Annotated in this window: 24 protein-coding genes and 3 tRNA genes; 7 read left to right on the forward strand and 20 right to left on the reverse strand. The window is 67.4% G+C overall.

The window, feature by feature from the left end; translation table 11 throughout:
- Positions 1 to 75 precede the first annotated feature (75 nt).
- Entirely contained in the window at positions 76 to 687 is a 612-nt protein-coding gene (locus G341_RS0116880) for a TetR/AcrR family transcriptional regulator (RefSeq protein ID WP_018180344.1), read from the reverse strand.
- Between the two features lie 176 nt (positions 688 to 863).
- Between G341_RS0116880 and G341_RS0116885 the strand changes: the two genes are divergently transcribed.
- A complete protein-coding gene (locus G341_RS0116885) occupies positions 864 to 1322 on the forward strand; it encodes a hypothetical protein (protein ID WP_026303794.1) in 459 nt (152 codons plus the stop codon).
- Positions 1323 to 1488: 166 nt separating this feature from the next.
- Here G341_RS0116885 and G341_RS0116890 read toward each other — a convergent pair.
- The 3 genes from G341_RS0116890 to G341_RS0116900 all read right to left on the reverse strand — a co-directional run bounded on the left by G341_RS0116890 (position 1489) and on the right by G341_RS0116900 (position 2607).
- Positions 1489 to 1579, reverse strand: a tRNA-Ser gene (locus tag G341_RS0116890).
- A gap of 46 nt (positions 1580 to 1625) precedes the next feature.
- Positions 1626 to 2090 carry a nucleoside deaminase gene (locus G341_RS0116895; RefSeq protein WP_018180346.1) on the reverse strand — a complete coding sequence of 155 codons (465 nt, stop codon included), beginning with the start codon at positions 2088 to 2090 and terminating at the stop codon, positions 1626 to 1628.
- Between the two features lie 4 nt (positions 2091 to 2094).
- Positions 2095 to 2607, reverse strand: coding sequence for a tRNA adenosine deaminase-associated protein (locus G341_RS0116900; protein ID WP_018180347.1), 513 nt, complete (start codon positions 2605 to 2607; stop codon positions 2095 to 2097).
- A gap of 163 nt (positions 2608 to 2770) precedes the next feature.
- Here G341_RS0116900 and G341_RS0116905 point away from each other — a divergent pair, with 163 nt between their 5' ends.
- Positions 2771 to 3700, forward strand: coding sequence for a prephenate dehydrogenase (locus G341_RS0116905; RefSeq protein WP_026303795.1), 930 nt, complete (start codon positions 2771 to 2773; stop codon positions 3698 to 3700).
- Positions 3701 to 3787: 87 nt separating this feature from the next.
- Here G341_RS0116905 and G341_RS0116910 read toward each other — a convergent pair whose 3' ends face one another.
- From G341_RS0116910 to G341_RS0116950, 9 genes are all read right to left on the reverse strand, one after another.
- A complete protein-coding gene (locus tag G341_RS0116910; RefSeq protein ID WP_051092867.1) occupies positions 3788 to 4339 on the reverse strand; it encodes a putative glycolipid-binding domain-containing protein in 552 nt (183 codons plus the stop codon).
- 52 nt (positions 4340 to 4391) lie between these two features.
- Entirely contained in the window at positions 4392 to 5171 is a 780-nt protein-coding gene (locus tag G341_RS0116915) for an ABC transporter permease (RefSeq protein WP_018180350.1), read from the reverse strand.
- Positions 5168 to 5860 (reverse strand): ABC transporter permease, encoded by a 693-nt coding sequence (locus G341_RS0116920; protein ID WP_018180351.1) that lies wholly within the window; start codon positions 5858 to 5860, stop codon positions 5168 to 5170. The genes G341_RS0116915 and G341_RS0116920 overlap by 4 nt, the downstream gene beginning before the upstream one ends.
- Entirely contained in the window at positions 5857 to 6981 is a 1125-nt protein-coding gene (locus tag G341_RS0116925; protein ID WP_018180352.1) for an ABC transporter ATP-binding protein, read from the reverse strand. The genes G341_RS0116920 and G341_RS0116925 overlap by 4 nt, the downstream gene beginning before the upstream one ends.
- Before the next feature lie 26 nt (positions 6982 to 7007).
- Positions 7008 to 7997, reverse strand: a complete 990-nt coding sequence (locus G341_RS0116930; protein ID WP_026303796.1) for an ABC transporter substrate-binding protein — start codon at positions 7995 to 7997, stop codon at positions 7008 to 7010.
- A gap of 77 nt (positions 7998 to 8074) precedes the next feature.
- The gene (locus tag G341_RS0116935; protein WP_018180354.1) at positions 8075 to 8824 is read right to left on the reverse strand and encodes a class I SAM-dependent methyltransferase; all 750 of its coding nucleotides are present in this window, start codon (positions 8822 to 8824) and stop codon (positions 8075 to 8077) included.
- Positions 8825 to 8865: 41 nt separating this feature from the next.
- The gene (locus G341_RS0116940) at positions 8866 to 9705 is read right to left on the reverse strand and encodes a hypothetical protein (protein WP_018180355.1); all 840 of its coding nucleotides are present in this window, start codon (positions 9703 to 9705) and stop codon (positions 8866 to 8868) included.
- Complete coding sequence (locus G341_RS23130; RefSeq protein ID WP_018180356.1) at positions 9702 to 10634, reverse strand: hypothetical protein; 933 nt, start codon at positions 10632 to 10634, stop codon at positions 9702 to 9704. Before G341_RS23130 ends, G341_RS0116940 begins: the two co-directional genes overlap by 4 nt.
- 136 nt (positions 10635 to 10770) lie before the next feature.
- The gene (locus G341_RS0116950; protein WP_026303797.1) at positions 10771 to 11850 is read right to left on the reverse strand and encodes a D-alanine--D-alanine ligase family protein; all 1080 of its coding nucleotides are present in this window, start codon (positions 11848 to 11850) and stop codon (positions 10771 to 10773) included.
- Between the two features lie 87 nt (positions 11851 to 11937).
- Between G341_RS0116950 and G341_RS0116955 the strand changes: the two genes are divergently transcribed.
- The 3 genes from G341_RS0116955 to G341_RS0116965 all read left to right on the forward strand — a co-directional run bounded on the left by G341_RS0116955 (position 11938) and on the right by G341_RS0116965 (position 15424).
- Complete coding sequence (locus G341_RS0116955) at positions 11938 to 13254, forward strand: UDP-N-acetylmuramoyl-tripeptide--D-alanyl-D-alanine ligase (RefSeq protein ID WP_018180358.1); 1317 nt, start codon at positions 11938 to 11940, stop codon at positions 13252 to 13254.
- A gap of 163 nt (positions 13255 to 13417) precedes the next feature.
- On the forward strand, positions 13418 to 13912 hold the full coding sequence (locus G341_RS0116960; protein WP_018180359.1) for a hypothetical protein: 495 nt from the start codon (positions 13418 to 13420) through the stop codon (positions 13910 to 13912).
- Between the two features lie 147 nt (positions 13913 to 14059).
- Entirely contained in the window at positions 14060 to 15424 is a 1365-nt protein-coding gene (locus G341_RS0116965; protein WP_018180360.1) for a DUF1214 domain-containing protein, read from the forward strand.
- Positions 15425 to 15463: 39 nt separating this feature from the next.
- Here G341_RS0116965 and G341_RS0116970 read toward each other — a convergent pair whose 3' ends face one another.
- Positions 15464 to 16087, reverse strand: a complete 624-nt coding sequence (locus G341_RS0116970) for a TetR/AcrR family transcriptional regulator (RefSeq protein ID WP_043451800.1) — start codon at positions 16085 to 16087, stop codon at positions 15464 to 15466.
- A gap of 90 nt (positions 16088 to 16177) precedes the next feature.
- On the opposite strand from G341_RS0116970, the gene G341_RS0116975 reads away from it, so the two are divergent.
- On the forward strand, positions 16178 to 17092 hold the full coding sequence (locus G341_RS0116975; RefSeq protein WP_245557030.1) for a CE1 family esterase: 915 nt from the start codon (positions 16178 to 16180) through the stop codon (positions 17090 to 17092).
- 53 nt (positions 17093 to 17145) lie between these two features.
- On the opposite strand, the gene G341_RS0116980 is transcribed toward G341_RS0116975, so the two are convergent.
- From G341_RS0116980 to G341_RS22370, 5 genes are all read right to left on the reverse strand, one after another.
- Positions 17146 to 17218 (reverse strand) — tRNA-Arg (locus G341_RS0116980).
- Positions 17219 to 17257: 39 nt separating this feature from the next.
- Positions 17258 to 17350: transfer RNA gene (locus G341_RS0116985), tRNA-Ser, on the reverse strand.
- Between the two features lie 128 nt (positions 17351 to 17478).
- Positions 17479 to 18066 carry a TetR/AcrR family transcriptional regulator gene (locus tag G341_RS0116990; protein WP_018180363.1) on the reverse strand — a complete coding sequence of 196 codons (588 nt, stop codon included), beginning with the start codon at positions 18064 to 18066 and terminating at the stop codon, positions 17479 to 17481.
- Between the two features lie 71 nt (positions 18067 to 18137).
- On the reverse strand, positions 18138 to 18845 hold the full coding sequence (locus tag G341_RS0116995; protein ID WP_222836608.1) for an SGNH/GDSL hydrolase family protein: 708 nt from the start codon (positions 18843 to 18845) through the stop codon (positions 18138 to 18140).
- The gene (locus G341_RS22370) at positions 18842 to 20263 is read right to left on the reverse strand and encodes an MFS transporter (protein ID WP_081622582.1); all 1422 of its coding nucleotides are present in this window, start codon (positions 20261 to 20263) and stop codon (positions 18842 to 18844) included. The genes G341_RS0116995 and G341_RS22370 overlap by 4 nt, the downstream gene beginning before the upstream one ends.
- 121 nt (positions 20264 to 20384) lie before the next feature.
- On the opposite strand from G341_RS22370, the gene hisC reads away from it, so the two are divergent.
- Complete coding sequence (gene hisC, locus G341_RS0117005) at positions 20385 to 21446, forward strand: histidinol-phosphate transaminase (RefSeq protein WP_018180366.1); 1062 nt, start codon at positions 20385 to 20387, stop codon at positions 21444 to 21446.
- Positions 21447 to 21480: 34 nt separating this feature from the next.
- On the opposite strand, the gene G341_RS0117010 is transcribed toward hisC, so the two are convergent.
- Positions 21481 to 22482 (reverse strand): alpha/beta hydrolase, encoded by a 1002-nt coding sequence (locus G341_RS0117010; protein WP_245557031.1) that lies wholly within the window; start codon positions 22480 to 22482, stop codon positions 21481 to 21483.
- Positions 22483 to 22609: the final 127 nt, after the last annotated feature.

A 22609-nucleotide genomic window follows, 5' to 3' on the forward strand; every position in this document is an offset into this window, starting at 1 on the left:
CTCTCCTCGGGGCTTTTGTTGTGAGGTATTTCTCGTTGTGTTACTTGGCTTTTCAGGTTCTGTCGGGTGGCGTGATCAAGCCATGCGCAGCACCGGTGCGTCGAATCCGGCGTCGAGCTGACGGACGGAGACCTCGATGGTTTCCCGCAGGGTGCGGCCGCCGGTGGCGCCTTCGGTCCACAGCTCGACGGCCAGCCGGACCGCGCCGACCCCGCTGGTCAGCACCAGCCAGCAGTAGAGCGGGTCGACATCCGGGCAGCGTCGCTCGAAGTACTCCTCGAACTGCTGCCGGCATTCCTCCATCTGCTGGGCGGACGAGACCGAGTGCACGCGCGGTTCGGTGTCGAAGAGCCGCAGCAGCATGGTCGCCGGGGTGGGCGCGCCCGCGCTGTCGCAGCAGACGTCGATCAGGGCATCCCAGATCGCTTTGTTGAGCGGCAGCGCCGGGTCCGAACCCTGCAGCCGCTCGAGCAGCTCCGCCATGACCTCGGCCATATAGAACTGCAGCGCATCCTCCTTGGACGCGAAGTAGTTGTGGTATGTCCGTACCGAAACATTCGCCTCGGCCGCGATGTCCTCGGCGGTCACCCTGTCGAGTCCGTCGCGGGCCGCGAGGTGCACCACGGCCGACGCGAGCGCGCGCCGGGTCGCGGCCTTCTTCGCCTCACGCAGTCCTTCAACGATCACGAAAGCCAGACTTCCAAACGTTGCATGACTCTGCAATTTTTCAGCACACTGCAGCATTGTGTTTTCCGTCTCGGCTGGTGGATGGGGTGTCAGCGCTCACAGGAAGGACTATTCCGCGACTATCTGTCAGGCGGCTTTCACTCTCTGTCGCGGCCGCTCGGCTACCGTGATTAGCCATGCGCAATATGGCTCGAAGTCTGGTGACCGCCTCGATCGGTGCGGCTGCGGTGATGTCCGTCGTCGCCGGATGCAGCAGTTCGTCGTCATCGTCATCCGCCGACTCGTCATCGTCGGCCGCCGTCGTGACGCCGTCCTCGAATAGCAACGCACCCGTCGTCGGCGGCCCGAACCTGCCGGCCGCCACCTCGGTGCCCTCCGACAAGGCCGAACCGACGATCTCCGGCAAGAAGTGCGGCCAGACCCGCGGCCCGGACGGCGCGCTGCAGGTCGTCATCTTCCCGGGCAGCCACGTCGGGTGCTCCGACGCGATGGCGGTCGCAGGCGCCTTCGGTCCGCTGATGTCCCAGGGCACCGACCAGAAGGTCAAGGGCTGGGACTGCGGCCCGTCGCAGATCGCCGGCGTATTGGCCAAGTGCACCAAAGGTTCTGACACCTTCGGATTCCTGACGCAGTAACTCTCCCGGCGAGACATGACCGAAACCGTATGGTTAGCGGGCCTACCAACGGATCGGGGAACACCCCCAGATCTGCCCCGATCTTGCGCCCTGAGAACACCCTGGCAGCCCAGTCGGGAGCGAATATGAAAATGGCCCCCTACCTGTAATCAGCTAGGAGGCCATTTGGCGGTGGCGGCGGGATTTGAACCCGCGGTACGGGGTTACCGTACACAGCATTTCGAGTGCTGCACCTTCGGCCGCTCGGACACGCCACCGCGCAAGACTGTACCGTAGTGCCGCCGCCATCCATTAATCAGCAGTTCAAGGCCGGTTTTCTGCGAAGAAGTCGCGGAGCCGGGCGGCGCATTCGTCCTCCAGGACGCCGCCGCGCACCTGCGGTCGATGCGTGAGCCGCCGATCGCGCAACACATCCCATAGCGAGCCGACCGCCCCCGTCTTCGGCTCCCACGCGCCGAACACCACGCGCTCGATCCGGGCCAATGAGATGGCGCCCGCGCACATCGTGCACGGCTCGAGTGTCACCGCCAAGGTGCAGCCCTCGAGCCGCCAGCCGTCGCCGTAGCGGCGCGCCGCCTCGCGGATCGCAAGGACCTCGGCATGCGCGGTCGGGTCGCCGGTGGCCTCCCGCGCGTTGGCCGCGCGCGCCAGCTCGACACCCTCGCTGTCGTAGATCACCGCGCCGACCGGGACATCCTCCGTCCCAGCCGATTCCGCGGCCGCCAGGGCCGCACGGATCAGCTCCTCGTCGGAGGCCCCGGCGCGCATGCGGTCAGTGGCCGAGCTTGTCCAAGACGGCCGCGAGCTCATCGGCGAAGCCGAGCCGGGCCGCGATCATCCCGATCTGCTCGTCGGCATACAGATCGGTGTCACCGATGATCACGCTCATCACCGACTCCTCCAGCCCCAGGTCCGCCAGCACCCCGAGATCGCCCTCGGGCCACGGCTCGACGTCGGCGAGTTCATCGGGATCGATGTCCGGCACATCGATATTCAGCCGCTCGAGCGTGTCGGCGGCGATGTCGTAGTCGATCCCGGCGGTGGCGTCCGACAGCATCAGTCGGGTGCCCGCCGGCGCCGGCCGCACCACGACGAAGAACTCGTCGTCGATATCGAACAGCCCGAATACCGCTCCGGCGCTTCGCATATCCAACAGCGCGCGCTCGGCGGTCGCGAGGTCGTCGAGAACCTCGCGATCCATCGGGGTCAACGTCCACTTGGCGTCTTCGCGCACCACGGCGATGCCGAATCCGTCCAGTCCGTCGTCCTGCGCTCCTGCGGCCATCCCGCAACCGTAGCCGCGCGCCCGAACAATCCCAAGTGCTCACCTGCAACAAGTGCAACGGCAGAGCTGATCCCCTTCTGGCCGGATCGTCCAGCCGATCCTCGGCGCAGGCAGATCCCCGGCGCAGGCCAGAGGCCATGCGTGGCTGTGAAACAGTTGGTATATGGAAACTCCGGTGTGCATCCTCGGCCTGGGGCTGATCGGCGGCTCGCTGCTGCGGGCGATCAGCCCGCATACGCATGCCTTCGGATACAACCGGTCGGCCGCAACGGTCGATGCCGCCACCGCCGCCGGTTTCGACGCGTCCACCGATCTGCCGGCCACTCTGCGCCGGGCCGCCGCCGACGACGCGCTGATCGTGCTGGCCACGCCCGCGACCACGCTCGACGAGATGCTGTCGGCCGTCGCCGAACACGCTCCGACGTGCGCGTTGACCGACGTCGTCAGCGTCAAAGGCTTGGTCGCCGACCGGGTCCGGGCGCATGGACTGTCCGCGCGGTTCGTGGGCGGCCACCCGATGGCCGGGACCGCCGAATCCGGCTGGCAAGCAACCGATCCCGCACTGTTCTGGGATGCGATCTGGGTGGTCGCCGCCGACGACGGAACAGATCCCCAGGTCTGGACGCAGGTGGTCGAGCTGGCCCAGGGTGTCGGCGCCCGGGTGGTCCCGGCCGGAAGTGACGATCACGACCGGGCCGTTGCCGGCATCTCGCATCTGCCGCATCTGACGGCCGCCGTCACCGCAGCGGTCGGCATCGCCGACGGTGACCTGGCCACCCGGCTGGCCGCCGGCTCGTTCCGCGACGGAACCCGGGTCGCCGGAACCGCGCCCCGGGTGCAGCAGGCGATGCTCGAGGCGAACTCCAGCGCGCTGCTCAGCGCGCTGAGCGAAACCATCGATCGCCTCGTCCAGGCGCGGGACGAGCTGCGCGACAACGGAACTGTGCACACCCTGGTCGCCGACGGGCATCGGGCGCGAAAGCACTACGAGAGCTTCGAGTCGCGGCCGATCGAGGGCGTGACGATCGGCGAGCCCGGCTGGGAAGCGGCGCTGCGGGCCGCGGGCAAGCGCGGCGAGGTCTGGACGGGCTGACGCCCTGAAACCCTGACCAGAGCGGCACATGAACCCGGATACGGCGATGAATCGGCGCTCTGGTCAGGGTTTCAGGGCCGCCGCGGACTACAGCCGGTCGGCGAGGCCCTGGTAGTCGCGCACGAACCCGTGCTCGTCGACCGACAGCGTCGATGCGCCCAACGGCGACGACACCCCCACCGATCCATCGCCGGTCGCCTGATATCGCAGCGTCTCGGCATTCGCCGTGCCACCCGGCAGATACAGATAGACCACCGGAACGTCGACCGGCGCCGTGGCCTGCGCGAGCGCCAGCCGGCGGATCGGCAGGGAGTTGAAGAACGGACTCAGCGCCAGCTCGACGTCCTCGGCGCCGCCGTAGCTGCCGCGCTCGGTACCCCGCGGCGTCTGCACCAGCCAGTTGCCCTCGGTGTCGCGGCTGACCGAGATCTGCGTCTCCCCCGACTCGCGCAGCAGGTGCACCGAGAATCGCCGGGTGACCCCCGCATCGTCGGTGACCAGGTCGTAGGAGGCGCTGAACGCCTCATGGTCGGCGGTCGCGGCGCCGATCACCCGGCCGTAGGCCTTGATCCGCTGATCGTTCACCAGCAGGCGGACTTGCTCCAGGCGGTCGCCGTCGCAACCGCGCCACGTGAGCATCCCGCGAAATGCCGGGGACGCATCGGGCACTTCCGGTTCGGTGGTCACCGCCTTACGGTAAGCGACCAGACCCCGTGTGCTCTACCGCACCGCGGACCGGTTCCGCGGTACCGGCGATGGACAGCAGCCCGCCGGGGGCGGTTCGCTCGAAGACCCGGCGCATTCGACCAGTCCCCGGCGCGGATGCCCACACGGCGCCGGCCAGCAGCCCATCCAAGAACAGCGCCAACAGCGTCACCAGGATCGAGCCCGCGATCATCGGCGCGTAATCGTAGGTGGCCAGGCCGTCGAAGATCGGCCGGCCGAGTCCTCCCAGTCCCGCGTAGGCCGCCACCGCCGCCGTCGCGACCACCTGCAGCACCGCGTTGCGGACGCCGCCCAGTAACAGCGGGATCGCGTTGGGCAGCTCGACCCGCAGGAGCACCTGCACCGGCGTCAGCCCCATCGCCCGGGAAGCGTCGACGACCGTCCGGTCCACGTTGGCGACGCCCGCATAGGTGCCGGCCAACAGCGGCGGCACCGCAAGCAGGGCGAGCGCGTAGATCGTGGGCGCGAGTCCCAGCCCCATCCACAGCACGAACAGCAGGAGCAATCCCAGCGTGGGCAGCGACCGCAGCACGTTCACCAGCCCGACCACGACCACCTCGCCGCGGCCGGTGTGGCCGATCAACAGCCCGACCGGGATCGCGACCAGCGCGGCGAGCCCGACCGCGTAGAAGGTGTATTCCAGATGCTGACCGATCTCGACGAGCAGGCCGTCGCTGGTTTCCGTGCCGGTCCAGTTGGCCGCTGTCGTGAGGTACGAGACCGTCTCCGAAAAGATGTTGCTCACGCCGCACCGACCTTCGCCGTCCGGTGCAGGGCCCGGTGCATCAGTCCCGGTGGCCGTGCGGCCCGCGTCCACGGCGTGACCAGCCGACCGATCACCACCAGGATGAGATCGATGACCAGCGCCAGGACCACCACCGCGATGATGCCGGCGACGATTTCCTGGGGATAGTCGCGGCTGTAACCCTCGGTGAACAGCTTGCCCAGCCCGCCGAAGCCGATCACCGAGCCCACCGACACCATCGAGATGTTGGTCACCGACACCACCCGGATTGTCGACATCAGCACCGGAACCGACAGCGGCAGTTCAATTCTCAGTATTCGCTGAATCGGCCGATACCCGATTGCGGAGGCCGCGTCGACGGATGCTCGAGGCACGGCGTCGAGGGCTTCCGGAACCGACCGCACCAGCAGCGCCGTCGCGTACAACGCGAGCGCGACGATCACGTTGTAGTCGGACAGGATCCGGGTGTTGATCAACGACGGCATCACGATGAACAGCGCGATCGACGGGATCGTGAAGATCACCGACCCCACGACCATGGTGATCCGTCGGGCGACGGTCGACCGATACACGATCAGCCCCAACGGAATCGCGATCACCAATGCGATCGCGATCGGAATCATGGACAACCGCAGATGCTCGAGCGTCAGGCTCCACACCTTGTCGAAGTGGTTCAGAAGATAGTTCACGAGCCGGTCTCCGGCTGCTCGACACTGCTTCGGCGTTGTTGCTCAAAGACTTCCAATACGTCGGCGGCCCGCACCCCGCCCACGACCCGGCCGTCCGCGTCGACCACGACGCCCAGTCCCGACGGCGACGACAATGCGGCGTCCAGCGCCTGCCGCAGGGTGCCGCCACGATTGAACAGGGACCCGCCGGCGCTGCAGCTGTCGTAGAGATCGCGACCGTCCCGATGTGCCGCCACGCCTCCGGCATCCACCCATCCGAAGGGCTCGCCGTCGCGCAGCACCAACCGCCAGTCGTCATCGGCGTCCAGGGCCAGGCCATCGATCTGTTCCTCGACGATCGGCTCCAGCGGATGCATCCGGACTTGTGTTCCGGAACCGAACTGCAGCAACCGATATCCGCGGTCGCGCCCGATGAATCCGGCGACGAAGTCATTGGCCGGCGCGGCCAGCAGCTTCTCCGGTGTGTCGTACTGCTGCAATCGACCACCCGCACCGAAGACCGCGACGCGGTCGGCCAGTTTCACCGCCTCGTCGATGTCGTGCGTGACGAAGACGATGGTCTTGCGCAATTCGCTTTGCAGACGCAGCATTTCGTTCTGCAGATCTTCGCGGACGACCGGATCAACTGCACTGAACGGCTCGTCCATCAGCAGGATCTTCGGGTCGGCGGCCAGCGCTCGAGCGACGCCGACGCGCTGCTGCTGCCCGCCGGACAGCTGGGCCGGGTATCGGGTCGCGAGTCGCTGGTCCAACCCGACCCGTTCCAGCAGCTCCACGGCCGCCAGGCGTGCCTTCTTGCGTGAAACCCCCTGCAGCACCGGCACGGTCGCGATGTTGTCGACGACCCGCTGATGGGGCATCAGCCCCGCCGACTGGATGACATAGCCGATACCCCGACGCAGACCGACCGCGTTGATCGCGCGCACATCCTCACCGCCGACCCGGACGACACCCGTGGTGGCGTCGATCATCCGGTTGATCATGCGCATCGAGGTGGTCTTCCCGCAGCCCGATGGCCCGACGAAGGCGGTGAACGAGCCCTCCTCGATCGCCAGGGTCAGATCATCGACAGCCGTGGTGCCATCGGGAAATCGCTTGGTCACGGACTCGAAACTGATCATCGAATCTCTCACTCCCTCGGCGGCTTTCAACGGAGCCCCCGATTCAATCCCTGTGCCTGCACCCAGCGCTTTGCGGCATCTTCGATTTCGATCTTGCGTGAACCCGACACCATGTCGTTGAGAGACTGCAGCTGCTGCAGCGTGAGTTTCGCCGACACCGCGTCCAACACCCTCCGCAACCGCGGCGAGTCCTTGTCTTTCGCCAGCACCGGCACCACGTTGTTGGCCGGAAAGTTGTGCTTCGGATCGTCGAGGACCACGACCTTGTCCGTCTGCAGCAACAACGGCGTGGTGGTGTAGATGTCCGCGGCGGTCACCCTGCCGCTCAGCAACTCCTTCTGGGTCGCCGGGCCGCCACTGTCGTTGTTCGGCCGGAAATCGACCTTCAGCCCATAGGTATCCAGCAGACCCGGTAGGCCGACCGGACGCGTCGCGAATTCACTGTTCGCCATCAAGCTGACGGTCTGGGTCTGCGAGAGTCGACCGAGGTCGCCGATCGACACCAGGTGGTGCTGATCAGCGGTCGACCGTGTGACGGTCACGCTGTCCGAATTCGAGCCGGGCGCCGGCGTATACGTGACCAGGTCGGTTCCCAGCACTTGCGGCAACGCGGCCTCGATGTCCGGCAACGCGGTCAATGACCGCAGCTGATCGACGCGTCCCGAATCGATTCCCTTGGCGCTCTTGGCCAGATACTGCAGCAGATTGCCGACGTAGTCGGGCACCAGATCGATATCGCCCGCCCGCAGCGCGGGAATGTACCGCTCACGGGTACCCGAGTTGAGCCGATCCGACACGGTGAACCCGTTGTCCCGCAGCACATCGATGTAGATCTGGCCGATGATCTGCGACTCCGGGAATGTGCCGGATCCGACCACCACATGCGACGGATTCGGGTCGCGCGATCCGGCCCGGTCGAGCGGATCGAAACATGCGGTGACCGGCAGCATCACCAGAAGCAGGGAGAGCGCCGCCAAGAACATCCGACGCCGCCGGTATGCGCGCGGCCAGGGCATCTGCACCCGCCCAGTAGAACACCCGGAATCACCCATGTCAGGGTTACCACGCGGGCTGACTCTATTCGCGAGACCGCTCAGGCGGGTGTCGCGGCGGTGAAGACGTAGGTCACGTACGGCATCGTCAGATGCACGCCGTCGGTGTCGGCGCGCTGCGTCGCCAGCGACCGGACCTGCGCCAAGACCTCCTGGCGGCGGTCGTCGGTCGCGGTGATCATCGTGCTCCGCGAGGCGACGTTGTCGACCAGCTCGTCGACCGTCAACTCCCGCGTCCAGCGAAACTCACTGAGCGACAGCGGCCCGAACGGCGCGGCGGCCTGTGGACCGTCGCCGAAGATCAGCAGTTCGGCGCCGGTCCGCCCGATCAGGTCGCTCAGCTCCCGCACCCACGGTGTTCCCTCGTCGCGGATGTTCCAGATCAGCCCGATGGTGCCGCCGGGCCGCAGCACCCGGGCGGCCTCCGCGCTCGCCGCCGGGACGTCCACCCAGTGCCAGGACTGGCCGAAGACAATCGCGTCCGCCGAGGCGTCGGGCAACGGAAGCTGTTCGGCGGTGCCGACTTTCGCCGTCACCTCGGGGAGGCTCCGCGAGAACTGCTGCAGCATGGCCGAATCCGGGTCGATCGCAGTGACCACGCGCTCGGGTGTGAGGAGCGCCCGCGTCAGGATGCCGGTGCCGGCACCGACGTCCACCACATCGACGGCCGACGCGGGTATCGCGGCATCGACCGCCTCCTGCGGGTAGCGCGGGCGGGCTCGGTCATAGGTCGCGGCTTCCTTGCCGAAGGAGAGTGCAAGGTCATCACGGCCGGCGTGCGGATGCGTCATGCCCTTCAGTATCGACCCATCCGCCGCGAGATGTCGCGACGCTAGTTGGGTATCCCGCTCGCGGTGCAGAGCGCGATCGCCGCGGACGTCTGCGTGGTGAGCACCGTGTCTCCCCGCCTGATGGTGCAGGTGACCGGCGATCCCTTGGAAATCGCTGTGACCGAGGCAAATCCGTTGCGGAGCGTCACCGTCACGGTCCACGGCGACGGCGGGGCGGTGACCGTCCGTAGTCCCCCGTTGCCGAAGTAGGTGACCATCAGTGGTCCCCCCGTGACCTCGTAGGTCACCTCCGGGCCGTTGGGATTGCTGCTCGACGGCGCCGAACTGCTGATCGTCGTCGACGTGGTGCTGGTCGGGGCCGCCATGGTGGTGGTCGAGCTCGCCGCCGACGAGGACGAACTGTCATTCCCCCTGGTGGCGAATACCACCGCGCCGATGATCACGGCCAGCGCCACGACGATCGCCAGCGCGATCGCGATCCATCGACCCGTGCGGGGTCGCGACGTCGGCGGACCCGCCGGTCCGGCGGCGGCCGGACCGGGCTGCTGCTGGCTGTAGGCCGTGCCGTAGCCGTAGTTCTGCTCCTCGCCGTACGCCGACTGGGAGCCGTAGTAATCATCGGCGGCCGGGATCGGCACCGAATAGGGGTACTGCTCGCCCTCGATCGGGTCGAAGCTGCGAGTCGGCGGATTCTGTTGCGGCGGGCCCGATTGCGGCGGACCGGGCTGCGGCGGGCCGGGTTGGGGCTGGCCCGGTTGCGGCGGATTCGGCTGTTCTCCGGGTGGCACCGGTCCAGGCTGACCGGCACCCGGCTGCTGCGGGTGCTGCGGTCTGGTCTGGCCGAACGGATCGTTCGGATCGGTGGGCCCGGCGCCGGTCATTGCAAGAACACCGAGCAGCGGGCCGTCGTGCCGCTATCGCTGGCGAGCGTCTTGCTGCCCTGCGTGATCTTGCATGTGGCGGTGCCACCGGCCGACGGATCGATGATCGGGTTCACCGCGAAGTAGGTCTTGGTCCCCGGGCTGAAGGTCTCGGTCCACGGCGTGCTCGGCGTGTTGATGGTGCGCACACCGGACGCGTCCGAGACGACGATCGCGAACAGCTTGCCGTCGGCCGACAGCGTGATGTCCTCGCCGCTGTTCTGCTGCCGCGAGAACTCGTCGGTCTCGCTGGTCGGGCTGTCGTCCGTGGTCGACTCGTCGGTCGTGCTCTCGTCAGTCTGCGACAGGGCGGTGGTCGTCGTGGACGGCGACGCCGTCTTATCGCTCTTGTCGTTGCCGGTGAGCGTGACCGCGGCGACGATGCCGCCGATCACCAGCGCGACGACCACGATGATCGCGCCGACGATCAGTCCGGTGTTCTTCTTCGGCGGCTGACCGCCCGGCCCGCCGTAGCCCGGGGCGCCATATGCCGGACCGTTCGGCGGCGGCGGGTAGCCGCCCGCCGGATTCCAGCCGGTGCCGGGGTCGCCCCAGCCGCCCTGACCGCCCGCCTGACTCTGCGCGTACGGATCGGGACCCTGTGCGTATGGATCGGGCTGCTGGTACTGGCCCTGCTGGTAGGGATTCTGCGCGTACTGGCCCGGCTGCTGATAGGGGTTCTGCTGGTACGGATCCTGCTGATAGGGATCCTGGTAGCCGCCGTAGGCACCGCCCTGCGGGTAAGCACCCGGAGTGGCGTTGGGGTCATACATCGCGGTCTGGTCGTACGCGGCCGGATCGACCGGCTGGCCACCCTCCGGAACGTCGCCGTTCGGCTGACCCTGCTGATTCGGATCGCCCGGCTGCTGCGGCCAATTTCCCGGCCCCATGGACCCTCCTGAAGGTTCCCGGCCGTCGGCCGGTCGGTGTCAGTGTTCGGCTGACCGAGGCGGTGCGCCGATTATCGATGCCAGGGTATTGGGTTCCGCCGACTCTGACGAACGCGATCCGTCCGATTGACCGACGTCAGCGTTCGACGGACAGCGTCGACCTGCGGCGATGACGTTCCAGCGCGAGGTCGACGAGCCGGTCGACCAGGTCGCGGTACGCCAGGCCGGTGGCCTCCCACATCTTCGGGTACATCGATCCGGGCGTGAATCCGGGCATCGTGTTGACCTCGTTCAGCAGCCAGCCGCGGCCGCCCTCCTCGAAGAAGAAGTCGACGCGGGCCAGGCCGGTGCAGCGATAGGCCGAGAACGCCGCGACCGCGAGTCGCCGCACCTCGTCGCCGTCGGCGTCCGACAGCTCGGCCGGAATCTGCAGCTTCGCGGCGCCCGTGACGTACTTGTCCTCGTAGTCGTAGAAGTCGGCACCGGGCAGGATCTCGCCGGGGACCGAGGCCTTCGGGACGTCGTTGCCGAGCACCGCCACCTCGATCTCGCGGCCGTCGACACCCTCCTCGATCACGACGACATCGTCGTAGCGCAACGCCTCATCGATCGCGGCGTCCAGCGCGGCCCCGTCGATCACCTTGCTGATGCCGACGGACGAACCCATATTCGCCGGCTTCACGAACACCGGGTACCCGAGCTCGTCGCCGACCCGCCCGGCGATCGCTCCCCGCTCGTCCGACCCCGATCGGTATTCCAGCCACTTGCACTGCGGGATACCGAGCTGTGCGGCAACCACTTTCGCCATCGCCTTGTCCATGGCGAGCGCCGAGCTCAGCACCCCGGAACCGACGTATGGAACGCCGGACAGATCGAGCAGACCCTGTACCGTGCCGTCCTCGCCGAAGGTGCCGTGCAGCAGCGGCAGGACGACGGTCGGGGTGGCGGAGTCGAAGGAGAGCAGGGTCGTCGGCACCACCTCGGTGCCCGCGACCTCCAGCGATCCCGGCAGCTGTTCGCCCGCGTCGAGCGCGGCCGCGGTCTGATCGCTGCGCAGCCACTTCCCCGACTTGGTGATGCCGATCGGCTCGATCCGGTAGCGCTCCGGATCCGCGGCGGCGATCACGTGGGCGGCGGTCACACACGACACCTCGTGCTCGGCCGACTGTCCGCCGTAGAGAACGACGAGACGAAGGGTGCTTTTGGGATCTGCCACGGCCACGACCTTACGCAGCGTCGGCCCAGTTGCCGACCCATGGCTCCGCCAACTGTGTCCGCCGCCGCACCGGTAGCGTTTGACCTCATGCAGTGGACAGTTTCGGACATCGCGACGGCGGTCGGCGGCCAGGTACTCAGCGGCGATGCGGCCGCCTCGATCGAGGGCGCGAGCATCGATTCCCGATCGGTCGGCGCCGGGCAGTTGTTCGTGCCGATCGTCGCCGCGCGCGACGGCCACGAGTTCATTCCCGCAGCTCTCGAGGCCGGCGCCGGGGCGTATCTGACGTCGAGCGGCGCGGACGCCGGCGGCACGGCCATCGCGGTCGCCGATACGGCCGCAGCCCTGTCGGCACTCGGTTCGGGCGGACGCAGCCGACTGACCGGCCCGGTGGTCGGCGTGACGGGCTCGGTCGGCAAGACGTCGACCAAGGACCTGCTGGCCGCGGTGCTGTCGACCACGTTGCGCACCGCCGCCAACGAGCGGTCGTTCAACAACGAGCTCGGCCTGCCGCTCACCCTGCTCAATGCCCCGGACGACACCGAGGCTGTCGTCGTCGAGATGGGCGCGCGCGGCGTCGGCCATGTCGCCGACCTGTGTGCCATCGCCCGCCCGACCGTCGGCGTCGTCACCCGCGTCGCCGGCGTGCACCTGGAGAACTTCGGCAGCATCGAGGCGGTCGCGCAGGCGAAGGGCGAGCTGATCGAATCGCTGCCGGCCGATGGACTGGCCGTGCTGAACGCCGACGACCCGCGGGTCGCGGCCATGGCATCCCGGTCGGTCGCGCCCGTGCTGACCTACGGCATCGAAAAGCCGGCGGACGTGACGGCCGCGAATGTCTCGGTGGACTCCGAGCTCCGGGCGTCCTTCGAGCTGCGGACGCCGTGGGGCGAGCGAGCGGTGACGCTCGGCGTGCGCGGCGAGCATCAGGTGGGCAATGCACTCGCCGCGGTCGCGGTCGCCGGCGGGCTCGGGCTGCCGCTGGACGCGATCGTCGCCGGACTGTCCGGCGCCTCGATCTCGGCGCTGCGAATGGAATTGCGCCGCACCGAATCCGGGGCCGCCGTCCTCAACGACGCCTACAACGCCAACCCCACGTCGATGGCCGCGGCGCTGCGTTCGCTGGCCGCGCTGCCGGCCGAGCGGCGGATCGCCGTGCTGGGCGTGATGGCCGAGCTCGGCGCCGACGGCGATCAGGAGCACGCCCAGATCACCGATCTGGCAACCGAATTGGGCATCCGCGTGATCGCCGTCGATACGCCGGCCTACGGATCAGAGGCGACGCATGTCGACGGGATCGATGCGGCGGTCGCCGCGGTCGGGGTTGTCGGCGCGGGTGATGCGGTGCTGGTGAAGGGCAGCCGCGTGGCGGCGTTGGAGCGGGTGGCCGACGCGCTACGCTAGTTCTTGCGGCGGATAACTGTGGCTGTGGCGGCGTCAGACGACAATTATTGCGCGCCAGCGCGTGACAGCCACAGTTATCTGAACCGTCGGGCACGCGGCCGGCTCGGGATCGCAGGCGTACGGTGAGGACGGCATCACCGATTCGTCCGATTCGAGGTTGTTCATGCGTCTGACCCGACTGTTCGCCGCCGCGGCCACCGTCGCCGCGCTCGCCGTCACCCCGGCAGCGATCGCAAACGCGTCGCCCGGCTTCGCGCCCACGCGGGATGTCCTGACCTTCAGCATTCCCACCACCGGCGGCACCGTCACGCCGGTCACCGTCACCGCGAACCAGGCTCCGTCGATCCTGATCTACCCGCCACCGCCGCCGGCCCTCACCTATACGATCAGCAACCCGCCGCCGTACTCACCGGCGTGGCACGGCATCTCCGTAGTGGTGTCGTGGCGCAACGTACTCAGCGGCAAGACCGGCGACGTCACCCTGCGGCCGTACGACCTGGTCTCACCGGACGTACCGCAGCTACGGCTGCACTCGGTCGGCACCGCTGCCACCGGATCGGGCCTCGTCGTCGCCACCGTGACGGTGCTGCGCGACCAGTCGCCGCGCCCGCCGGCCGTGATCAGCGTGATCCCGGGGCTCACCGCGTCCGTGGTCTGACCGCGTCGCACCTGTCGCCGATCAGGCGTCGAAATCGCCGAAGGCGCGTGTGGGGTGTTCATCCCGAAAGGGTGATTGATTCATCCGCGACTCTTCGTAACGTCGGACTGAGCAAATGAGCTCTAGGACGACTACTCGGGGGCGCTGATGTCAACCGGCAGCACACTGGGTCCGGCCAAGATGACCGCGGAATATGCGCGGACGCTCGGCAGTACCGCCTATCTGTGGGGCTGGTCGCTGGTCAACATGCACAACCGGCTCACGCTGATGGAACAGCTACCGGAGCCTGGTCTGCTGGCGGGCATCGTTCCCGCCGGGCCGCCGGGCAGCATCGGAATGCTCCGCGACTACATCAGGCCCGAGGAGCGAGTGGTCGCCTGCCCCAACCAGGACGTCACCTACGGATTCGGTGTCCTCGACGCGGAGCGTGGGCCGTCGATCGTCCAAGTGCCCGATTTCGGTGACCGATTCTGGGTGTATCAAGTCGTCGACCAGCGCACCGACTCGTTCGTCGAACTGGGCGCGATGTACGGCACCAGTCCCGGCTTCTACCTGCTTGCACATCAATCCTGGGATGGCGATGTGCCAGAAGGGATCACCGGCGTCTTCAGGTACGACACCCGAATCGGCATCGTGATCCCACGGGTATTCATGGATGACACCGCGGCCGACCGCGCAGCCATCGCCCCAATCGTCGATCGGATCAGCGTGTATCCACTGTCGGAATTCGATGGCACCGCCAAGATCGTGGACTGGTCCGCGGTGCCGAGCTTCGGTGGGGGCGAGGGCACCTCCGGCCAGAGTGAAACCCAGTGGGTGAAACCTGAGCAGTACTTCGACGTGTTCGGCCAAGTGCTGGACGAGGTTCCGGCACTCCCCGGCGAAGAAGCGTTGTACACATGGTTCCGCACAGTCGTTACGGCCGCCGAGCGCGACCCGGAGATCGCTGCCGCATTGCGGCAGACCGCAATCGATACCGACCAAGTCGTGAAGGAGCTTTTCGAGTTCCGCAACATCGGCATCCCGGTCGACCACCGTTGGACCACCCAGCGCAACGACGCAGCATTCGGTACCGACTACCTGTCGCGTACCGCCATCGGCAAATCAAACATCTTCGTCAACACCCCCAACGAAACCGTCTACTACTACCTGGATCTCGACGAGTCCGGTGCACGGCTGCACGGCTCCAACGAGTACACAGTCACCTTCCCTGCCGGCGAGCTGCCGCCGGTGCGCGGCTTCTGGTCACTCACCGTCTACAACAAGCACCACTTCTTCCACCCCAACGAGCTCGATCGGTTCTCTCTCGGCACCAAGAACCAGGACCTCCACTACAACGCCGACGGATCACTCACGCTCACGGTCGGCGGCTCTGCACCGACGGACACCGACGCCGCGACCAACTGGCTGCCGGCGCCATCGGAGGAATTCACCCTCTACCTGAGGGCCTATTGGCCTGATCCGGCCATCCTGTCGGGAGAATGGAGTCCACCGGCCGCGGTCAAGTCGTAGGTCGGCTGACCACGCCGACCCGCCGCGGCGATTCGGCCGTCAGCCCGTGGGAAAGGCCAACGCGGTGATCAGGTCGATGAAGTGCCGGCGCACCGTCGCCTCGTCCATGTCCAGCAGCAGCTGATAGATGACGCCGTCGTAGACGGTCACGATCGCGCGGGCCAGGTCGCCGGCGGTCGGAAGACTCTCCGGTAGCGCGATCTCCAGCGCCGTGATCGCCGCGGCCAGGCGATCGGTCACCTGTTGCCGGAGAACGCGGCGATGCTCGGCGAGATCAGCGGCGACGTCCGGATGCCGGGCCGCGTAGGAGACGAAGTCGGTATTGATCAGGAGCCAATCGCGGTCGATGACGACGTTTTCGGCCCATTGCACGACGAGTTCGCGGGCGGTCGCCGGTTGCGCGGCACTGATCGCGTCGACGGTGAAGTCGGCGCCGTACGCGGACTGCTGGTCGTAGAGCGCGAAGAACAGCTCCTCCAGCGACGAAAAGTTCGAGTAGAACGCGCCTTTCGTGTATCCCGCCGCGCGGCAGACGTCATCGATCCGGGCGCGTCCGAAACCCTGCGCGACGAACACGTCGAACGCCGAGTCGAGCAGCCGTTTACGCGTATCGACGCGATGCCGCGTCGGCGACGGTCGCCGCACACGTGGACGCTCTGGCATCCGCCCATTCTGCCTCCGCCGGTTCGCAGCCGTTGACAGAGCCCACGCATCAGGATTCAATACCTTTTCGTATTGAATGAAGGGAAACCCGTGCGTAGTCGCCTGCTAGTTCTCGTCCTGACGATTACCTGCCTTGCCGCGGCCGGGTGGGGATCGGCGTCCGCCGCGCCGCCGCCAACGGCGTCTACGCCGGGACAGATCAGCACCTCCACCCTCACGAATGCCGTCGGCACCAGAAGTTTTCAGACCTACGTGCCCCGCAACTGGGCTCCGGGGCGGCCGCTGATCGTATGGCTGCACGGCGCGAGTGCCGTCCCGCGCGGCGACTATCACGGTCTACGGCGATCCAGCACCCTGCTGACCGAAGCCGATCGACAGGGGTTCGCGGTGGTTGCCCCGATGCAATCGCTGGCGATCGACCACGGCACCTGGCAGATCCTCAATCCTGCGAACGTTGTTCGCGGACAGGGCGAATCGTCGATCGTCGCCGATATCGTCCGGCGATCGTCGCGGGAACTACACGTCGATCCCGCGCGGGTGTACGTCGTCGGGCATTCCGCCGGCGGCGCGATGGCCCAGGACGTCGCCGCGTTGTACCCGGAGCTGTTCGCCGGCATGGCGGCCATCGCCGGGGTCCCGTTCATGGCCGACCCGACGGGCGCGGCGATCCGGGTCGCTCGGCATGGCGCCCCGCTCCCGACGTTCTTGGTGCAGGGCGACCGCGACAGCGTGACGCCGCCCGTCCTCGGCCAGGTGGCATTGTCGGCTGCGCTGGGCGCGAACGGCATCGCGGGTGCGCGGCCGTGGTCGACGCGACTGGTGCCGGCCGACGGCGCCGATCGGTATTCGACCGACATCCAGCGGTACGGCCACGGGCGGTCCGAGGTCGTGTACGCGACCGTCCTCGGCGCCGATCACCCCACCGGACCCGGTGGGGTGACCATCAACGGGCCGACGCTCGATCGCGCGGTCATCGGCTTCCTGCTCGCGCACCGGCGAGGCTGATGCCAAAAGAAGAATCCCTCTCACCGTTTATGCTGATGAGAGGGATTCTTTTGTGCGCCCGAGAGGATTCGAACCCCTAACCTTCTGATCCGTAGTCAGATGCTCTATCCGTTGAGCTACGAGCGCATTGCTTTATTCAATTGTGGCACACCAGGTTCGGTGCACTGGCGGAGGCGAGAGGATTTGAACCTCCGGTCCCGTTTTAAGCGGAACAACTCATTAGCAGTGAGTCCCATTCGGCCGCTCTGGCACGCCTCCTGGTGGAGTTCTTCATGAACTGCCGAACGCAAACAGTACACAGCCGCCCGGGTGCCGAGCAAACCGGCTACCACCTACGGCGCAGGACCCTGAGCAGGCGACGAACCGCGACCCGTGGTGTGCGCGGGCTATTTCTCCACGCCGAGGACGCGAAGCATGCTGCTGATCGCGCGGGCCGGCGCATCCTCGTCTCCATGAAGAAGCCGCGCCGGCGTGATGAACGCGACGAGCGATTCGAGGACGTACACCGTCGTCTCGACATCGGTCGACTCCGGGAGATCGCCGGCGTCGATTGCCGTCCGGATGTCCGAGCGCAACGTCTCGCGCCACCGGTTCCGCTCGCCGATCAGCCGGTCGTGCACCGCTCCGGTCCGGGCGTCGTAGTCGTAGGTCACCTGAGTCATCAGGCAGCCCCCCGGGAAACCGGGGTCGCCCGCGTACTCCACCCACGCCCGACACGCCTCGACCAGTCGCGGCAACCCGCGGGGAAACCGCTTGACCGGCTCCCAGACCCGCACCCGAAAACCATCGAAGACCGCATCGATCGTCTCCAGCTGCAGGGTCTCCTTGTTGCGAAATTGCCCGATGACCCCCGACTTGCTCATACCCACAAGGCTTGCCAGCCGACCGATCGTCACAGCATCCAGTCCCTCGACAGACGCGAGGTCCGCCGCGGCCTTGATCACGTTCTGTCGTGTCTGAAGTGCGGATTGCATTGACGCCCGTCCTGCCACACCAAGAGCTTAGCGGCCGATCGATCGGCGATGCCGATCAGAAGGACGGTATTTCATCGCGTTGCCTCGACGCGCGGCGCGATCGTGTCGACGATCGCTGCGAAGGCGACAGCGTGCCCGCGAGCGTTGCCATGGATCCGATCGGACGAATAGATATCGGGGTCGGCACCGAGCGGGTGCCGATGCGTGTCGATATGGATGCCGCCGAGGTCTGCTGTGATCGCCGCGGTGAGATCGTCCAGCTCATCGAACCGGGCGGCCATCGCACCCGCATGTTCCGCCGGAACCAGACCAGACCGCGGCAGATCGAACAGGCCGACCGTCAGCACTCGAGCACCGGCTGCCGCGAGCGGGCCGAGCAGCATAGTCAGGTCGTCCCGCAGCGCCCACGAATCGAATGGCAGGAACGCGTCGTTCCCTCCCGCCGTGATGAGTACGACGTCGGGTTCGAACGCGACCGCTGCCGCCACCTGCTGCTCGCGGATCTCGCGCGCCCTGAGAAACGGGGTCGCCAGATTCACGGCCTCGAAATCGGTGGTCGCCGCGGCCAGCGCCAACCGCAACCGATCCGCGAACGATGCGTCCCAATAGCCGGGCCGCGGCTCGCGCACCCCGGCCGTCACGCTGTCGCCGAGGATCGCCAACCGCTTCCAGCCGAGCGGCCGCAGTCGCTCGACGGCCTCATCGAAATCGATGCAATACGGATCGGCCGCCTCGAGCGCGAACTGGTCCCAGCTCGCCGGCATAGTCGCTTCATTCATCGTTCACTCCCTTGATTTGCAACAACTTTCGTAGAACTCTCGGCGCCCGGTGAAATCGGCGGCGCGGCACGCAACAGCAGTGCGCCGACGGCCACCAACGCGGTTACCGCGGCCGCGAACCAGTAGATCGCCGCGTAGGGCCGTTCGGCGGTCGTCGCCGTGACCTCGGAGAGCATGGCCGCAAGGATCGCGATCCCCAGGGCGCCGCCGACCTGTCGCGCAGCCATCAACAGACCGGTTGCCGCCGCAAAGTCGCTCGGCGGTGCCGCAAGCGTGCCGACGGTCGAGATCCCCACGGTGATCAAGCCGACGCCGATGCCCATGACGATCCCCGCCGGCAGCCACAGTGCCCATAGCTGCGCAGTGGACGAGACGAGCGCTGCCAGGAGCGCGATCACCGCAGCCAGCACCACGCCGCCGATCGCGATCATCCGGCGCGGCGGGATCGTGGCCCCCAGCCGGCTCACCCCGACGCCGACGACCGCCGTCATCAACGCGGCCGGCGTCATCGCGAATCCAGCGGCCAGCGTCGAGTAGCCCCAGACGTTCACCAGGAACATCACGCCGAGCAGCATGGTGGTGAACAGGCTCATTCCGTATGCCGCCGATAGTCCGGCGGCCACGGCGAAGGACCGATTGCGAAGCAGATCCAGACGCAGCGCCGGCAAGCGATGCACCCTCGACCGCCAGAGCGCCGCGGCCAGCGCGGTGCCGGACAGCCCGAAGAAGGCGATGATCTGCGCTGAGTCCCAACCCTTTTCGGGCCCCTCGGTCACGGCGTACACGAGGGATCCGATGGCGACCGCCAGCAGCATCCCACCCAGCAGATCCGGCCATCGCCGCGACTCGGAATCCGCGGCACGCAATCGCCGGGCGGCGGCGAGCGCCCACAGGCCGATGGGCACGTTCAGGCAGAACAGCACCCGCCAGTCGGAGACTTCCACCACCAACCCGCCGAGCGCCGGGCCGACCGCCGCGGCCAACGCGCCCGACGCACTCCACAGGCCGATGGCGGCGCGTCGGCGTTCGATCGCGACGGTGCCGAGAATCAGCGCCAGCGATGCCGGCGTCATCAGCGCCGCGCCCACGCCCTGCGCCGCCCGCGCACCGAGTACCAGCCCGAACGTCGGGGCCACCGCGATCAGTAGCGAGCACAGCGTGAATACCGCCACCCCCACCAGGAACAGCCGTGCGCGTCCGACGGCGTCGGCGAGTGCACCGGCCGGGGCCAGCAACGCGGCGAAGGGAATCACGTAAGAAGTGGCGAGCCACGTCGCGGTGCCCGCCCCGACGTCGAATTCCGATGCCACCGAGGGCACCGCCAGATTCGTGATCGTTGTGTCCAGAAACCCCACGAAGACCGCGCAACACGCGGCCACCAGAGCCAGGTTTCCTGCTGTTTTGTCGATCGCTCTCATGGCGTCGAGTTAAGCGCACGATCGTTCGTATTTCAATAGCGTCCGATCATGTTCTTAACGCGATGAGCGATGACGCCGCCCGAAGACTGAACCGTGCGGCGACCGCCTACGCTTGTCGTTTGTGACCGTCTACCTGCGCCCCGACCTCGATGATCTGCCTGCATATGTGCCCGGCAAGACGTTCCCCGGCGCGCTCAAGCTCGCCAGCAACGAGGTCGTCGATCCACCGCTGGCGTCGGTGCAGCAGGCGATCGCGGCAGCCGCGGCGACGGCGAATCGTTACCCGGACAACGCGATGGTCGAGCTGACCGAGCACCTCGGCAAGCATCTCGGGGTGCCGCCGGAACACGTCAAGACCGGCTGCGGCTCGGTGACGCTGTGCCAGAACCTGATCAGCATCACCAGCGGCCCGGGTGACGAGGTGCTCTTCGCGTGGCGCTCCTTCGAGTGCTATCCGATCTCGACCATGATCGTCGGCGCGACGCCGATCATGGTTCCGCTGCGCGACCAGACCCATGACCTCACCGCGATGGCCGACGCCATCACCGAGCGCACTCGGGTCATCTTCGTCTGCAACCCCAACAACCCGACCGGGACCGTCGTCACCGCGACAGAGCTGATCGACTTCCTCGACCGGGTGCCGCCGCACGTCCTGGTCGCCCTCGACGAGGCGTACATCGAATACATGCGGCCCGACGAGGCGCAGCGATACGACGCCGTAGAGCTTCTCGGCAAGTACCCCAACCTCGTTGTGCTGCGCACCTTTTCGAAGGCCTACGGGCTGGCCGGGCTCCGCGTCGGCTATGCTGTCGGCGATCCGATCATCATCGAGGCGCTGACCAAGGTCCACGTGCCGTTCAGCGTCAGCAGCGTCGCCCAGGCAGCGGCGATCGCATCCCTGGCCGCCGGCGACGAACTACGGGCCCGCACCGACGAGGTCGCGCTTGAGCGCCACCGGGTCACGGCCGAGCTCCGGTCGGCGGGCTACCGCGTTCCGGATTCGCAGGCGAACTTCATCTGGCTCGACCTCGGCGCCGCCGCCGTGCCCTTCTCGCAGGCCAGCACCAACGCCGGAATCATCGTGCGCCCCTTCGACGGCGATGGGGTGCGGGTGACCGTCACCCACGCCGACGAGAACGATCGCTTCCTCGGTTTCGCCCGGGAATGGCAAGCGGCTCAGTAACTCTCGTCGCCGGTTGCGGCGCGCTAGGGGCGCGTCACCACAGGCCCGGAGCCAGCGCGGCCCACGCGTTGGGCAGCGCCGCCTTCCAGTACGACCAGCTGTGCAATCCGACCAGCGGGTAGTCGGTGGTGGCCGGGATCTGCGCGAGCATCAGCCGCACCGAGAACTGCCGCGAGCAACTCTCCGCGCCGGCTTCGAGCGCGGCGCCGGCAGCCAGCTGCGCCTGCCGGCTCTGGCCTGGTTCGAGCGGCGTGTAGAAGTCGTCGAACGCCGGGATGCCGCTGCCGGAGTAGATGTAGATGTTCTTGCCGCGGAAGCGGTCCACCATCAGGCTCGGATCGTGCGCCGCCCAGCCGGGCGACCCGAACGGGCCCCACATGTTGACGGAGATTCCGCCGTCCTTGGCGACGGTGCCGGTCACATAGCCCTCGTTGACCGGGCTGCTGACGGCCGGGCAACCGCTGAGCGAGGCGACGCCGTTGTACAGGTTGGGATGGCGCGCGGTCAGCGCGAGCGCGGCCTGCGCACCCATCGACAGGCCGGCGATCGCGTTGCGGCCGTCGCCATGGAACGTCTTGTTGATCAGCGGGGGCAGCTCGGCGGTGAGGAAGGTCTCCCACATCGGCTTGCCGTAGCGCGGATCAGGCGCCTGCCAGTCGGTGTAGAACGTCGATCCGCCGCCCGCAGGCAGCACGACGTTGACGTTCTTGCCCGCGAAGAACGGCCCTGCGCCGCCCTTGGTCATCCAGTCGCTGACCGGCTGATCGGCGCCCGCGCCGTCGAGCATGTAGAGCGTCGCGCGCGGAGACGAGCCAGCCGGGCTGAGCACGGTCAGGTGAACGTCCTCGCCCATGGCGGGCGACTTCACCGTCAGCTGGTAGCGGTGGTCGTTGACCTTGACCGTCTTGGTGATGACGGCTCCCGCAGGCGTCGGTCGACCCGGCTGCGCCGCGGCGATGCCCGTGCCGACCGTCACGGCCGCCAGGATCGACGCCACGGCAGCAGCGCCCGCGATCTTCAGTCGATTCGGTATCACGGCCAGTTTCCTTTTGTCTTCGATCACACGGCAGCGTCATCGGTGTTGCCGGTTTGATGTTCGTCGGGCCTAGGCTACTGGTAATGCGCGGCCGGCGACACTTGAGCGAGCCCCGTCGAATAGTGTC

The sequence above is a fragment of the Jongsikchunia kroppenstedtii DSM 45133 genome (assembly GCF_000380485.1).
Classification (GTDB): Bacteria; Actinomycetota; Actinomycetes; order Mycobacteriales; family Mycobacteriaceae; genus Jongsikchunia; species Jongsikchunia kroppenstedtii.